We start from the raw sequence: 13,664 nt of genomic DNA, 5'->3' as shown, positions 1-13,664 counted from the left end.
TGCGCCCTGCCAGGGCCCCGGGATGGCCTGTGAACCGCCGCTGACGGTCGGTAACAACTATCTTTTTGATAGCTGCTCAGGCATATTGCACTAGCGCTACCGCCGCAAAACACCTTCAATCGGTGCACAAACCCCAGGGGCAGCCTCCTGCGCGCCCTCGCAGGCTGCAGCAAGGCCCCTTACCATGGCCGCTTCGCTGCTTGCACCCACAGGAGACCCGCATGACACCCACTGCCCTGCCTGCCACGTCGCACCTGCGCCGCCCGTTCAGTCGCAACCTGCTGGCCCCTGCGGCCCTCGCCACCCTGATGGCCCTAGCAGGCTGCGCCGGTGCGCCATCCCAGTTCGCCTACATCGTGCCCGCCCAGCCCGAGGGTTCGTCCGGCTACACCGAAAAACCGGGCTGGGCCACGGAGAAGTTTGCCGTGGCCGCTGCCAACCCGCTGGCCACCGATGCGGGTTACCAGATCCTCAAGGCCGGCGGCTCGGCCGTCGATGCGGCCATTGCCGTGCAGATGGTGCTGACGCTGGTGGAGCCCCAGTCCAGCGGCATCGGCGGCGGCGCCTTCCTGCTGCACAGCAACGGCAAGCTGGTGGAGGCCTACGATGGCCGCGAAACCGCGCCCGCTGCCGCCGATGAAAAACTCTTCCTGGGTGCCGACGGCAAGCCCGTGCCGTTCTACGACGGTGTGGTGGGCGGCCGCTCGGTGGGTGTGCCCGGCACCGTTCGCATGCTGGAGATGGCGCACAAGCAGCACGGCAAGCTGCCCTGGGCCACGCTGTTCCAGCCCGCCATCACGCTGGCCGAGGGCGGCTTCAAGGTCAGCGCGCGGCTCAACACCCTGGTCAAGGCCGACGCCCACCTCAAGAAGGACCCCGTGGCCGCCACCTACTTCTACAAGGCCGATGGCGACGCGCGCGATGTGGGCGTGAACCTGCGCAACCCCGAGCTGGCCGCTGTGCTGCGCAAGATTGCCGCTGATGGCAGCAAGGCCCTGCACGAAGGCGAGGTCGCCCAGGCCATCGTGGACAAGGTGCAAAGGCACCCCACCAACCCAGGCAAGCTCAGCCTGGCCGACCTGGCGGGCTACCAGCCCAAAAAGCGCGAGGCGCTGTGCCACGACTACCAGGTGGCCAGCAAGGACTACCGCGTGTGCGGCTTTCCACCGCCCAGCTCCGGGGCCATCGCCATCGGGCAGATCCTGGGCATCCTGAAAAACACCGACGCCGCCGCCAAGCCCCTGCAAGACGGCATCCCATCGGCCGACTGGCTGCACCTGTACACCGAAGCCGCTCGCCTGGCCTTTGCCGACCGCGCGCTGTATGTGGCCGACCCCGACTTTGTGCAGCCGCCCGGCGACAGCTGGGACCGCATGCTGGCCCCCGCCTACCTGGCCGAACGCGCCAAGCTCATCAGCACGCAGAGCATGAAGATCGCAGCGCCCGGAAACCCGGCCGTCATCCGCATTAACCACGGAGCCATGCCCGACCAGCCTGAATACGGCACCAGCCACATCAGCATCGTCGATGCCTTCGGCAACGCGGTCGCCATGACCACCACCATCGAAGACCAGTTCGGTGCGCGGCAGATGGTGAAAGGCTTCCTGCTCAACAACGAACTCACCGACTTCAGCTTCGCCCCCACCGACGCGCAAGGCCAGCCCATTGCCAACCGCGTGCAGCCCGGCAAGCGACCGCGCTCGTCCATGTCGCCCACCCTCGTTTTCGACAAGGCCACTGGCGAGCTGCTGATGAGCGGCGGCAGCCCCGGCGGCGCGGCCATCATCCACTACACCGCCAAGACGCTCTACGGCGTCTTCAACTGGGGCCTGATGCCGCAGCAGGCCATCAACCTGCCCAACTTCGGCTCGATGAACGGACCGACGCTGCTGGAAGAAAAACGCTTCCCACCCGCCACCGTCGAGGCCCTGCGCGCCCGCGGTGCCGAGGTGCGCGAGATGAACATGACGAGCGGCCTGCAAGCCATCACGCGCGGCCAGGCGCATGGCAAGAAGCTGTGGATGGGCGGGGCCGATCCGCGACGTGAAGGGGTGGTGATGGGAGATTGAGGTGGGACAATCCGTTAAATCGCGCTGCCCCTACAACTGATTTAGCCGCGCTCTGGCGCGGCTCAAAGCCTAGGATCAACGACGCCAGCGTGAAAGGGAAGCGCAAAGTCTCGCAGAGCGCGCTGTATTTCTGTAGGCACCCAATTACAAGGAAGAGTACGGAAAGTCCTGATATATCAAAAAACTGCGCGCTTCAGAAAGACCTATCCCTAGCCAAGAACCTGAAATATGAATCGCTAGGAACCGTAAGACACGTCTATTTCCGACAGTTCCTGCACCGTCTGTGAGCTACTTCACGGCACGGCTTTTGGGAGAGATCGGTGAAGTTGCGCCGCATTCTTCCATCCGCTGGGCCCTGTATTTCAGGTAGCGTGCTCGAAGGCCCGCATCATCAAAGTGCTTGGACGTTAGTCCCATCGCCATGTAACGATCCATCTCCTGCTCAGGCGTAGGCCAATCGCCCACATAGCTTTCGTCAGGCCCCGGTCCTACGCCCTGGGTCGGATCGTTCTCCCACCGCCCATTTTCGAACGCCAACCACGCGAGGAGCACCCTAGGAGCTATCCCATTGGCCCGGGCGACGTCGAAAAAATTCAGGTCCATCTGGACAAGGATCGACGCATGTCTACGTCGTATTGCCGAAGTAGGCGCATTTTTTAGAGGTGGGTACATTCACTTCGCTCCCGTGCGTGTGGCGTGCGCTTTTTTCGCGGCGGCTGAGCGCTTTGCTGCAAGGCTAGTAGCCTTCCTCGTCGCCGCAGCCTTCTTCCCTGCATCTTTAACGCGAAGTGCCCAATTCTCGCTGCGGTGCACATCTCTCAGGGATCGAACAACGTCTGTTGGAAGAAGACCTATATCGTGCATTTTGTGGCAATTGGGGCACAGCAACGCCAGATTCTCAAGAGCATCGTTCTTTCGATTCTGGTCGAGATGCGCAACCTCTAGGACCGCTGCGACGCCAAAACCACAGACCACGCATAGATGCATAACACCACCATCTGCTGGTCGCCCATACCGCTCAAACGCCAGCCTCCGATACGAACCTTTTGCCAGGCCGGACTTTTTGATTTCCAGATCATCACCAGAAGAAGCGGTCGTGTCGATGTGGTGTTTGATGGCAGGGACTTCTCCAATTTTCGCCTTCTTCATTGCTTTTTCTCTCTTCGGTTTATTGTTAGATGCTGGCTTCTACATGCGGGGTTTCACCTCAAAGATGACGACCTCTCACAGTCCAGAAATTTCATAAATTACCTGGCGGAATAGCGCATTTATCCCGCGACCGCTGCGATCTCACCCCACCCGCGCCAGCACCTTGGGCAGGCTGGCCACCAGCATCGCCACGCCCGACAGGGTCAACATGCCCAGCACGATCTGCCGGAACCGCGCGTCGCTGATACCGTGGTACAGCCGCGCTCCCAGCAGCACGGGCACCAGCATGGCGGGCACCACGATGGCCAGCAGCGGCAGCGCCTCGCGGGTGACCAGACCGGTGGCCAGGTAGGTGATGAAGGTCACCAGCAGCATGGCCAGGTTGAAGTTCTGGATGATGGCGCGCTGCACGTCTTTGTCCAGACCGCGCAAGGTGCACCACAGGGTGGGCAGCACGCCGGTGAAGCCGCCCAGGCCGCCCATCACGCCGCCGGCCATGCCCACCAGCGCGTCGGCCACGCGCCCGCCGCGCGTGATGCGGGGCAACTGCTTGGCCATCAGCATCGCCGGGCACCACAGCACCAGCAGCGTGCCCAGGATGACCTTGAACGCGTCCATGTCCAGACGGGGCAACACAGCCACGCCGATGGGGATGCCCACCAGACCACCCAGCACAAAGGGCAGCAGGCGCACCCGGTCAAACCCCCGGCGCACCGTGGCCGCCGCCACCAGCTGGCCGGTGAGCGCGCCGCACACCGCCAGCAGCGCGGCCAGGCGGGGCTCCAGCGTCCAGGCCCAGAACGACATGGCGACCATGCCAAAACCAAAACCCGACAGCCCCTGCACAAACCCGGCGGCCACTGCGCCCAGGGCCACGATCAACAGCACGGAATCCATGTCTCCCCCTCACTTGGTGTGAACGCGCGCGTGAGTGGGCTTCACGCCCCACGGAGCTCCACGCTCCTCACGCATCTGCGCGTTCAGCCGGTGAGCCCATGAAGCGCAAGCCCTGCGCACCCAGCCGCCATTGTGTGCGCTGGCGGCAGGGGCAACGCTGTGGCGACGGATCGCGGTGCCGGTTCAATACAGCGTGGCCTGCTGGCGCGCAGGCAGTTCGCGGTCGTAGGCAGCGCCGTCAAATGCGCCCTGTGTGATGGACGCGAGGATGGCGCCCGGGGTGGGCACGGGGCGCGGGGTGCCGGGCGGCACGGCATGCCACAGGCGCGAGCGCTGGATGGCGCGCGCGCACTGGAAGTACACCGCCTGCACATCCACCACGATCACGCACTTTGGCGGCTGGCCGTTGACCACGAAACGCGCCAGCAGGTCGGGCGCCACGCTGATGCGCGCGTGGCCGTTGACGCGCAGGGTTTCGCCCACGCCGGGGATGAGAAACAGCAGCGCCACGCGCGGGTCTGCCACGATGTTGCGCAGGCTGTCGGCGCGGTTGTTGCCACGGCGCTCGGGCAGGAGCAGGGTCTTATCGTCCTGCAGCTGCACAAAGCCTGCCGGGTCACCACGCGGCGAGGCGTCCAGCCCGCCAGGGCCGGTGGTGGCCAGCACGGCAAAGGGCGACGCCGCGATCATGGCGCGGTAGGCGGGGTGCACATACGGCAGCTCTTTGTGGACGGAGGCATCGCTCAGCGTGCCCAGCAGGGCCTCCAGGCGTGGCAGGGTGTCGATGGCGTGCTCGTCGCGGGCGGGTGTCATGGGGGCGGCTTCCTTCGGGTGGGTGGGCAAGGGAGTGGCCATGGTGCAGCAGGCCTGCCGCGCTGACAAACGACTTTGCCGCCGGTGATGCGTGCGGAAAACGCACGCATCGTCGTCGCGCATAACTGACTGCGATTGCTCCGCCGCAGGACCGAGCGAGCAGCGGCACTAGAAGCGGCGCGCATCCGGCCTGCGGGCCAGACACGCGCCGCTACGCCCTTTAACGCGCCGGGCGCAGCTTGACGCCGGGGAAATCCACCGGCACGGCCAGCGCCACGTTCACATAGTTGGTGAACAGGTTGAGCGCCACATGCGCCACGATCTCTACGATCTGCTCGTCGTTCACGCCCTGGTCGCGCAGGGCCTGCACATCGGCCGCATCGACCTGGCCGCGTTCGTTGACCAGTTGCAGCACGAAGCGCAGCACGGCGGCCGTGCGCGGGTCGGCCGATTCGCCCGCTTGCGCAGCGGCCAGGGCCTCGCCACTCACGCCCGCCTTGCGGCCCAGTGCGGTGTGGGCGGCCAGGCAGTAGTCGCAGGCATTGCGGTTGGCCACGGCCACGGCGATCTGCTCGCCCAAAGCTGCGCCGATCACGCCGCCGCCCAACGCGCCAAAAGCGCCCCACATGCTTTGCAGCGCAGCGGGCGAGTTGGCCACGGCGCGGAACATGTTGGGCGTGGCGCCAAAGGCTCCGTGGACCTGGTCGAGCACGGCGCGCACAGTGCCGGTGGCGGCAGTGCGGTCAACGAGGGGGACGCGGGCGACGGAAGAAGAAGTAGCGGACATGGTGTGTTCCTTGAAGGTCATGAAGGGTGGGTGAGAACTTGTGCCTGTTCTCGGCACCCCTGCAGTGTCCGGCGCCAGCGCGTACCATTCGGCACATAAAATCCACAATTCATACCCAATCATCCAAAACCATGCCACCAAGCGTTCCTACACCCGCGCAGGCCTCCACCCCCCTCGACCGGTTGTCGCCGCTGCTGGAGCGGTTTCGGGTGCGGGCGCACCTGTTCCACAACGGGCCGCTGTGTGGCGTGACGCACTTTGCGGCGGCGCCGGGCCGGGGCTTTTTGCATGTGCTGCGCCAGGGCGAGATGGTGGTCACGCACCAGCCCCAAGCCGGCCCGCCCGAGCGGCTTCAGGTGTGCGAGCCCAGCCTGCTGTTCTATGCCCGACCGCTGGAGCACTTCTTTCACAACGCGCCCACCGAGGGCTCGGACTTCACCTGCGCCGCGCTGGACTTTGACGGCGGCGCCAGCCACCCGCTGGCCCGCGCCCTGCCGCCGCTGGTGGTGCTGCCGCTGGGCGCGGTGGACGGGCTGCAGCAGTCGCTGGACCTGCTGTTTGCCGAAACCGACCGCCTGCGCTGCGGCCACCGCGTGCTGGCCGACCGCCTGTTTGAAGTGGTGCTGCTGCAGTTGCTGCGCTGGCTGCTGGACCACCCGCAGCAGGCGCAGATGCCCCCCGGCCTGCTGACGGGCCTGGTCGACCCGCAACTGTCGCGCACGCTCACGGCCCTGCACGAGGCACCCGGCGAGCCGTGGAGCCTGGCGCAGATGGCGCAGCAGGCGGGCATGTCGCGCAGCGCGTTCGCCGCCCGCTTCAAGGCCGTGGTGGGGGACACGCCAGCCGACTACCTGGCGCACTGGCGGCTGACGCTGGCGCAGGCGCATTTGCGTGCGGGCCGGTCGCTCAAGTCCATCGCCCATGAACTGGGCTACGCCAACCCCTCGGCGCTGTCGCGCGTGTTTGCGCAAAAGCTGGGGATGTCGGCAAGGGACTGGCGCGAAGCGGGGGGCGAAGGGCGCTGACACCCAGCCCAGGCAGCGCCGCAGGGGCACCCAGGAGCCCCTGGCCCCGGTTTTCAAGCCAAAAGCGGCGGATGCGCTAGTGGAATATGCGCAAGCAGCTATTAATTACATAGCAAATAGCCACCCACCGCGCGCGCCCCCTCCACGAGGCGGGTCACGCCTTCTCAGACGTTGATGGCCGCTGCCGACCCGGCCTGCTTGCGCAGCTCGAACTTCTGGATCTTGCCGGTGCTGGTCTTGGGCAGCTCGCCAAACACCACGGCGCGCGGCACCTTGAAGCCCGCCAAGTGCTTCTTGCAGTGCGCCACGATGTCTTCGGGCGTGGTCTGCGCACCGGCCTTCAGTTCGACAAAGGCGCAAGGCGTCTCGCCCCACTTGGGGTCGGGCTTGGCCACCACGGCGGCGGCCAGCACATCGGGGTGGCGGTAGAGCACGTCTTCCACCTCGATGGACGAGATGTTTTCGCCGCCCGAGATGATGATGTCCTTGCTGCGGTCCTTGATCTTGATGTAGCCGTCGGGGTACTGCACGGCCAGGTCGCCGCTGTGGAACCAGCCGCCCGCAAAGGCTTCGTCGGTGGCCTTGGGGTTCTTGAGGTAGCCCTTCATGGCGATGTTGCCCTTGAACATGATCTCGCCCATGGTTTCGCCGTCCTGCGGCACGGGCAACATGGTCTCCGGGTCGAGCACGCGCACGTCGCGCTCCAGGTGGTAGCGCACGCCCTGGCGGGCGTTGAGGCGGGCGCGCTCGCCAATGTCCAGGGCATCCCAGGCCTCGTGTTTGGCGCACACGGTGGCCGGGCCGTACACCTCGGTCAGGCCGTACACATGGGTCAGATCAAATCCCATTTTTTCCATGCCTTCGATCATCGACGCTGGTGGCGCTGCGCCCGCCACCATGGCCTTGACGCCGGATGGCACACCCGCCTTCATCGCCTCGGGCGCGTTGACCAGCAGCCCGTGCACGATGGGTGCGCCGCAGTAGTGCGTGACGCCGTGCGTGCGAATGGCGTCGAAGATGGCCTGCGCGTCCACCCGGCGCAGGCACACGTTGACACCCGCACGCGCCGCAACGGTCCAGGGAAAGCACCAGCCGTTGCAGTGGAACATGGGCAGCGTCCACAGGTACACCGCGTGTTTGGGCATGTCCCACTCCAGCACGTTGCTGATGGCGTTGGTGGCGGCGCCCCGGTGGTGGTAGACCACGCCCTTGGGGTTGCCGGTGGTGCCACTGGTGTAGTTGAGCGCAATCGCATCCCACTCGTCGGCAGGCAGGCTCCAGGCAAAGGTGGCGTCGCCACTGGCCACAAAGGCCTCGTACTCGGTGCCACCCAGGCCTTGCACGGCGGGGCCGTAGAGCGCGTCCTGCACCTCGATCACGCGGATGGGCGTGGTGCCCGTGCGCAGGGCCAGCGCCTTGGCCATGGTGCCAGTGAATTCCGGGTCCACGATCACGGCCTTGGCCTCGCCGTGATCGAGCATGAAGGCGATGGCCTCCGGGTCCAGCCGGGTGTTGAGGGTGTTGAGCACGGCGCCCGCCATGGGCACGCCAAAGTGCGCCTCCACCATCGGGGGCGTGTTGGGCAGCATCACCGCCACGGTGTCGTTCTTGCCGATGCCCGCCTGGGTCAGTGCGCTGGCCAACTGGCGGCAGCGCGCATAGGTCTGGGCCCAGGTCTGGCGCAGCTCGCCGTGCACGATGGCCAGGCGGTCGGGGTAGACCTCGGCCGTGCGTTCGATGAACGTCAGGGGCGACAGGGCGGCAAAGTTGGCTTCGTTGCGGGGCAGGTGCTGGTCAAAGATGGAGGTCATGGGTCAGTGCAAGAAGGTGAACTACATACAGCCTAGCGCCGCAGGCTGACACGAAAGCAACACGGGCCGGCGCAAGCGCGGGTGGACTGCGGTGCGCAGCCTCACAACCTTCGCTTGTGGCTCTGCTTGATGCGGTACATGGCCGCGTCGGCGCTGGCCATGAGTGTGCGCGCATCCTGCGCGTCGCGGGGGAACAGGCTCAGGCCGATGCTGGCGCGCACGGCCAGCGGCTCGCCGTCAATGTCCAGCGGCGGCTCGAACGCGTGCTGCAGCTTGGTCACGATCTGCAGCGCGGCCTCTCCGGAATCCACGTTTTCGCACAGCACCGTGAACTCGTCCCCGGCGAGCCGGGCCACGGTGTCCACCTGCCGCACGGCGCCGACGATGGTGCGAGCCACCGCCTGCAGCACCAGGTCGCCCACAGCATGCCCGCGCGTGTCGTTGATGGCTTTGAACTCATCCAGGTCCACGAACAACAGGGCACAGCTGCGGCCGCTGCGGCGCGACAGCTCCAGCACCTGGGCCAGGCGCTGCTCGAACATGCGGCGGTTGGGCAGGCCGGTGAGTGCGTCGTGGTGCGCTAGGTGGGCCATGGCGTCACGGCTCAGGTTCAGCTCGGCCAGCTGGCGGCTGATCTGCTGCTCCATGTCCTGGAAGCTGCGGGCCAGCTCGCCCACCTCGTCGCCCCGGTGCACCGGCAGCGCGCCGTGGGCCTCCCCACGCGAAAACGCCTGCGCCGCCTTCACCATGGCCTGCAGCGGCTGGGTCACCAGGCGCGACACCCCGGCCGCCAGGGCCACACCCACCACGCTGAGCACCAGCAGGATCTTGAGGATGCTGCGCCCCAGGTCCAGCACCTCGCCCTGCACCACGGCCAGCGGCTGCGAGAGCCCCACGACCATGAAACGCCCCTCGTCCGCGTTGCCAAAGGGCATGCGCACAAAGGCAAAAACACGCGCCTCCTCGTCGTCGGTGCCGGACTGGCTGAGTACCGCCTCTTCGGCACGGCCATCGACCAGCGCGGCCACCTGCGGGAACGACTCCTGGATCAGGATGCGCTGGCCCCGGTCAAAGCCGAAGGTCTGCGCGGCGTCCGGGTGCACCAGAAAGTCACCCCAGCGGTTGCTCAGATAAAAACCGTAAGGGGTCGGCAGCGCTGCGTTGAAGTTGTGCAGGAACGGCGCGGCCGCCACACGCACCACCACCACGCCCCGCAGCTGCCCCCCCTGCACCACGGGCGACGCCATGTTGAACACGGGCACGGCCGCCTCCTGCGCGGCGTCTTCATGGTTGATGCCGAACTCGGACACATACCCCCCCCCATCGGGCAGGCTGAGGGCCTCGAACACAAACGGAAAGTGCGACTTCTCCTGAAGCTGGTCATCGGGCACGCGCACCAGCTTGTCGCCCTGGCGGTCGATGCGCACCAGCTCCAGCCCGTAGTCGCTGGCGCTGATGAAGCGGATCTGCAAATAGGCGGGATGGGCCTGCAGGTTGGCCTTGAACAGGTCGGCCAGCCGTCCCTGGTCTTGTTCGACGGCAGCGGCGTCGGCCAGAAAGGCCGTGTCGCGCGCCACCGTGCCAAAGCCCGCCTGCATGTGGCGCGCCAGCACCTGCGTGGTGGCCAGCAGCGAGCGCTCGGCCCGCCCCTGCAGGCGTTCGCGGCTCGAGTCAAAGGTGTAGTAGCCCGCCAGAATGGCCGCGAACACGCTGAACGAGGCCAGCAGGGCCCCCAGCCTCAGCGCGATGCTCCATTTCACGCGTGCCATCGGTCAGAACCGGTTGGGTCGGTCGCCCGACACGATGCGTTGCCACAGGCGTGCGCGCAGGGCTTCGTCTTCCACCGGCTCCAGCCACACAATGGGGCCCATGATCCCCCCGGGCACATCGCCCGCCAGCGCTGGTGGCTCGTCCAGGGTGTTGGCCAAACCCTGGCGCCGCGTGAACTCGCGGCTCACGGCCGGGTCGAGCATGTAGTTGATCCACTCGGCAGCCAGCGCCACCTGGGTGGAGCGGCGGGTGATGGCCCAGCAGTCCAGCCAGGCGAGCGCGCCCTCCTTGGGCACCACGTAGCCCACATCCAGCCCCGCATCGCGCAGCTGCTTGAGCTGCTGCTGGCCGTAGTTGGCGTGCATTACCGCCACCTTGTGCTTGCGAAACAGCTCCACCGACTCCTCCGGCAGGCTGTAGAACGACCGCACGTTGCGCCGCAGTGCGACCAGGTCCTTGGCCAGGGGGCTGAAGCGGTCGGGCTCGATGCGAAACGGCGGCAGGCCCCGGCGCATGGCCGCGAGCGAAAAACCGTGGCTGCTGCCGTCAAACGCCAGCACCTTGCCCTGCCAGCGCGGGTCCCACAGCACGGCGATCGACTGCGGGGGCGTGCTGAACTGCTGGCGGTCGTACACCAGCCCCATCTCGGAGTAGGTGAAGGGCATGGCGTAAACCTCGCCCCGCCAGCCAATGCCCGAGATGGTGTGCAGCTGGCGAAACCGGGGCAGCTGCCCCGCAGTGTTGCGGATGTTGCCCAGCGGCAACGGTGCCAGCTTGTCATGCAAGATCAGCCGCGCAATTTCGGCCGTGTTAGCGGCTACGAGGTCAAACCCCGGCCCGTCGGTGCTGTCCATCTTGGCGCGCAAGACGTCGTCCGATGCCACGATGGTGATCTCCACCTTGACCCCATGGCGCTTCTCGAACACTGCGACAAAGTCCGGGTCGGCATAACCCGGCCAGGCCAGCACCCTGAGGACCGTCGCGGCCTGCGAGGCCCCCGGCAGCCATGTGAGCCCCGCCAGCGCGAACAGCAGCACGGGCAGGCTGGCGCGCCACCCGTGCAGCGCCCTACCCGCCAACGCCCGCCCCCGTGCCGCGAACCCCATGCCAAAAGCCTTTCCAGCAATAACTGGTTACAAAGAGTTTACGCGGACAATAGGGCGCGTGACGATCCCTCAGTCTTTCATTCAGGAACTGCTCACCCGTGTGGACGTGGTGGACATCGTGGGGCGCTACGTCCAGCTGAAAAAAGGCGGCGCCAACTTCATGGGACTGTGCCCGTTTCACGGGGAAAAGTCGCCGTCTTTCAGCGTCAGCCCCGCCAAGCAGTTCTATCACTGCTTTGGCTGCGGCAAAAACGGCAACGCCATCAGCTTTCTGATGGATCACGCGGGCATGGGGTTTGTCGAGGCGGTGCAGGACTTGGCCCAGAGCGTGGGCCTGCAGGTACCCGACGACGACATCTCCCCGCAAGAAAAGGAACGTGCCGCCGCCGCGCGCCAGAAGCAGGCCACGCTGAACGAGGTGCTGGAGAAAGCCGCCGACGCCTACCGCCGCCACCTGCGCGAGTCGCAGCGTGCCATTGGCTACTTCAAGGGCCGGGGCGTCTCGGGCGCGGTGGCCAAGCGCTATGGCCTGGGCTACGCACCCGAGGGCTGGCGCAGCCTGGCGAGCGTGTTCCCGAGCTACGACGACCCGCTGCTGGAGGAAAGCGGCCTGGTCATCGTCAACGACGAAGACGGCGGCAAGCGCTATGACCGGTTTCGCGACCGGGTGATGTTTCCCATCCGCAACGTCAAGGGCGAGTACATCGGCTTTGGTGGCCGGGTGCTGGGGGACGACAAGCCCAAGTACCTCAACTCCCCCGAAACCCCGGTATTTCACAAGGGGCGCGAGCTGTACGGGCTGTTCGAGGCCCGCACGCCCATCCGGGAGGCGGGCTACGCGCTGGTCACCGAGGGCTATATGGACGTGGTGGCCCTGGCGCAGCTGGGTTTTCCGAACGCGGTGGCCACACTGGGCACGGCGTGCACGCCAGAGCATGTGCAAAAGCTGCTGCGGTTTACCGACGCGGTGGTGTTCAGCTTTGACGGCGACAACGCCGGGCGGCGCGCCGCGCGCAAGGCCCTGGATGGCGCCCTGCCCCACGCTACCGACACGCGCAGCATCAAGTTTCTGTTCCTGCCCGTAGAGCACGACCCGGACAGCTTCATCCGCGACCATGGCACCGACGCCTTTGCGCGCCATGTGAGCGACGCCATGCCGCTGAGCCGCTTCCTGGTCGAATCGGCCAGCGAGGGCTGCGACCTGGCCACCGCCGAAGGACGTGCCCACATGGCCAGCAATGCACGCCCGCTGTGGACGGCGCTGCCCGACGGCGTGCTCAAGCGCCAGTTGCTGGGCGAGCTGGCCGAGCTGACCCAGCTCAATGCCCGCGACCTGTCCGACCTGTGGGGCCAGGCCGCCTCCCGCGACGGCGTGCGCGCCGCGCACCACTCGCCCCCGCAGCGCCAACAGCCCCGCCCCACGGCCGATGACGCCTCCAGCTGGGACGCCCCGCCCGACGCCGATGGCTGGCAGCCCCACACGGAATCGGCGGGCCAGGCCTATGACCCCGGATACGGCAGCTACAGCAACCTGGGCGGTTACGGGGGCCAAAACGGTCACAGTAGCCAAAGCGGCTATGGCGGCGGCAAGCCCCCATTTCGCAAAGGGGGCGACTGGAAAAGCGGCGGAGGCTGGAAAAAGCGCGACAAGGACGCCCTCTGGGCGCCCCAGCCCCGCCTGCCCCGCACGCCAGCCATGAGCCGCGCCGACCACGCCGCGCGGCTGCTGCTGTCGCACATGGCGTTTCTGGAAGAGCTGACGCACGACGACCACACCACACTGGCGGCCCAGCCTGCGCCCCATGGGCCACTGTTTGCGTGGCTGGAGGCGCAGTTCCACGAACATGGCCCCCTGGCCTGGGCCGTGCTGCGCGAAAGCCTGCGCGATCACGAGTGCGAAGAGCTGGCCGTCAAGGTGATGACCGGCTCGCATGCGCAGACCGAGGGCGAACTGCACGAATTGCGGCTGGAGCTGCGCGACCTGCTCACCCGCATGCAGATCGAAGACATCAAGGAGCAGCAAAAAGTGCTGGTGCTGCAGGTGGCACAAGACCCCTCGGCCCTGGAGCGTTACCGGGCGCTGTCCGAAAAGCGCAAGGAACTGGAGCAAATAGCGCCAAAAACCACTTGAATAGGGTCTGGGCGGTATAATATAAGGTTAGTTATTGGCAAGAGCGACAGCAGCACCTCCGAGCCGGGCCACCGTGACAAACGCGCACCTATGCGCTGATGGGCCC

10 protein-coding genes are annotated in these 13,664 nt (G+C 66.4%); 3 read left to right on the top strand and 7 right to left on the bottom strand.

What is annotated here, in order from left to right; genetic code table 11:
* The first annotated feature begins 221 nt into the window (after window positions 1-221).
* Entirely contained in the window at window positions 222-2,069 is a 1,848-nt protein-coding gene (locus C8C95_RS17730) for a gamma-glutamyltransferase family protein (RefSeq protein WP_116749439.1), read from the top strand.
* Between the two features lie 672 nt (window positions 2,070-2,741).
* Here the strand turns inward: C8C95_RS17730 and C8C95_RS17720 are convergent.
* The 4 genes from C8C95_RS17720 to C8C95_RS17705 all read right to left on the bottom strand — a co-directional run bounded on the left by C8C95_RS17720 (window position 2,742) and on the right by C8C95_RS17705 (window position 5,715).
* Window positions 2,742-3,218, bottom strand: a complete 477-nt coding sequence (locus tag C8C95_RS17720; protein WP_116749437.1) for an HNH endonuclease — start codon at window positions 3,216-3,218, stop codon at window positions 2,742-2,744.
* Between the two features lie 141 nt (window positions 3,219-3,359).
* Window positions 3,360-4,115, bottom strand: a complete 756-nt coding sequence (locus tag C8C95_RS17715; protein WP_116749436.1) for a sulfite exporter TauE/SafE family protein — start codon at window positions 4,113-4,115, stop codon at window positions 3,360-3,362.
* A 183-nt stretch (window positions 4,116-4,298) separates the two neighbouring features.
* Entirely contained in the window at window positions 4,299-4,928 is a 630-nt protein-coding gene (locus tag C8C95_RS17710; protein ID WP_116749435.1) for a pyridoxamine 5'-phosphate oxidase family protein, read from the bottom strand.
* Window positions 4,929-5,148: 220 nt separating this feature from the next.
* Window positions 5,149-5,715: a peroxidase-related enzyme gene (locus C8C95_RS17705; protein WP_056640097.1), complete on the bottom strand. Its 567-nt coding sequence runs from the start codon at window positions 5,713-5,715 to the stop codon at window positions 5,149-5,151.
* 131 nt (window positions 5,716-5,846) lie between these two features.
* On the opposite strand from C8C95_RS17705, the gene C8C95_RS17700 reads away from it, so the two are divergent.
* Window positions 5,847-6,740 (top strand): AraC family transcriptional regulator, encoded by an 894-nt coding sequence (locus C8C95_RS17700; RefSeq protein ID WP_116749434.1) that lies wholly within the window; start codon window positions 5,847-5,849, stop codon window positions 6,738-6,740.
* Between the two features lie 164 nt (window positions 6,741-6,904).
* Here the strand turns inward: C8C95_RS17700 and C8C95_RS17695 are convergent, their stop codons facing one another.
* The 3 genes from C8C95_RS17695 to C8C95_RS17685 form a co-directional block, all read right to left on the bottom strand.
* Window positions 6,905-8,551 carry an acyl-CoA synthetase gene (locus C8C95_RS17695; RefSeq protein ID WP_116749433.1) on the bottom strand — a complete coding sequence of 549 codons (1,647 nt, stop codon included), beginning with the start codon at window positions 8,549-8,551 and terminating at the stop codon, window positions 6,905-6,907.
* A 101-nt stretch (window positions 8,552-8,652) separates the two neighbouring features.
* Complete coding sequence (locus tag C8C95_RS17690; protein ID WP_243415717.1) at window positions 8,653-10,320, bottom strand: GGDEF domain-containing protein; 1,668 nt, start codon at window positions 10,318-10,320, stop codon at window positions 8,653-8,655.
* A gap of 3 nt (window positions 10,321-10,323) precedes the next feature.
* On the bottom strand, window positions 10,324-11,427 hold the full coding sequence (locus C8C95_RS17685; RefSeq protein ID WP_347707487.1) for an extracellular solute-binding protein: 1,104 nt from the start codon (window positions 11,425-11,427) through the stop codon (window positions 10,324-10,326).
* A gap of 58 nt (window positions 11,428-11,485) precedes the next feature.
* Here C8C95_RS17685 and dnaG point away from each other — a divergent pair, with 58 nt between their 5' ends.
* Window positions 11,486-13,558: a DNA primase gene (gene dnaG, locus C8C95_RS17680; protein ID WP_116749432.1), complete on the top strand. Its 2,073-nt coding sequence runs from the start codon at window positions 11,486-11,488 to the stop codon at window positions 13,556-13,558.
* The last annotated feature ends 106 nt before the right edge of the window (window positions 13,559-13,664 follow it).

It is taken from the genome of Acidovorax sp. 99 (genome assembly GCF_003096455.1).
GTDB lineage: Bacteria > Pseudomonadota > Gammaproteobacteria > Burkholderiales > Burkholderiaceae_C > Acidovorax > Acidovorax delafieldii.
Note: the sequence above shows the minus strand (reverse complement) of the source record. Positions and strands in the feature narration are given on the sequence as shown.

Bases quoted from the DNA above. Each gene is read 5' to 3' on its own strand.
- C8C95_RS17710 (WP_116749435.1), bottom strand. From the start codon at position 4,928: ATGACACCCGCCCGCGACGAGCACGCCATCGACACCCTGCCACGCCTG.
- C8C95_RS17705 (WP_056640097.1), bottom strand. From the start codon at position 5,715: ATGTCCGCTACTTCTTCTTCCGTCGCCCGCGTCCCCCTCGTTGACCGC.
- C8C95_RS17700 (WP_116749434.1), top strand. From the start codon at position 5,847: ATGCCACCAAGCGTTCCTACACCCGCGCAGGCCTCCACCCCCCTCGAC.
- C8C95_RS17685 (WP_347707487.1), bottom strand. From the start codon at position 11,427: ATGGGGTTCGCGGCACGGGGGCGGGCGTTGGCGGGTAGGGCGCTGCAC.
- C8C95_RS17715 (WP_116749436.1), bottom strand. From the start codon at position 4,115: ATGGATTCCGTGCTGTTGATCGTGGCCCTGGGCGCAGTGGCCGCCGGG.
- C8C95_RS17690 (WP_243415717.1), bottom strand. From the start codon at position 10,320: ATGGCACGCGTGAAATGGAGCATCGCGCTGAGGCTGGGGGCCCTGCTG.
- C8C95_RS17730 (WP_116749439.1), top strand. From the start codon at position 222: ATGACACCCACTGCCCTGCCTGCCACGTCGCACCTGCGCCGCCCGTTC.
- C8C95_RS17720 (WP_116749437.1), bottom strand. From the start codon at position 3,218: ATGAAGAAGGCGAAAATTGGAGAAGTCCCTGCCATCAAACACCACATC.
- C8C95_RS17695 (WP_116749433.1), bottom strand. From the start codon at position 8,551: ATGACCTCCATCTTTGACCAGCACCTGCCCCGCAACGAAGCCAACTTT.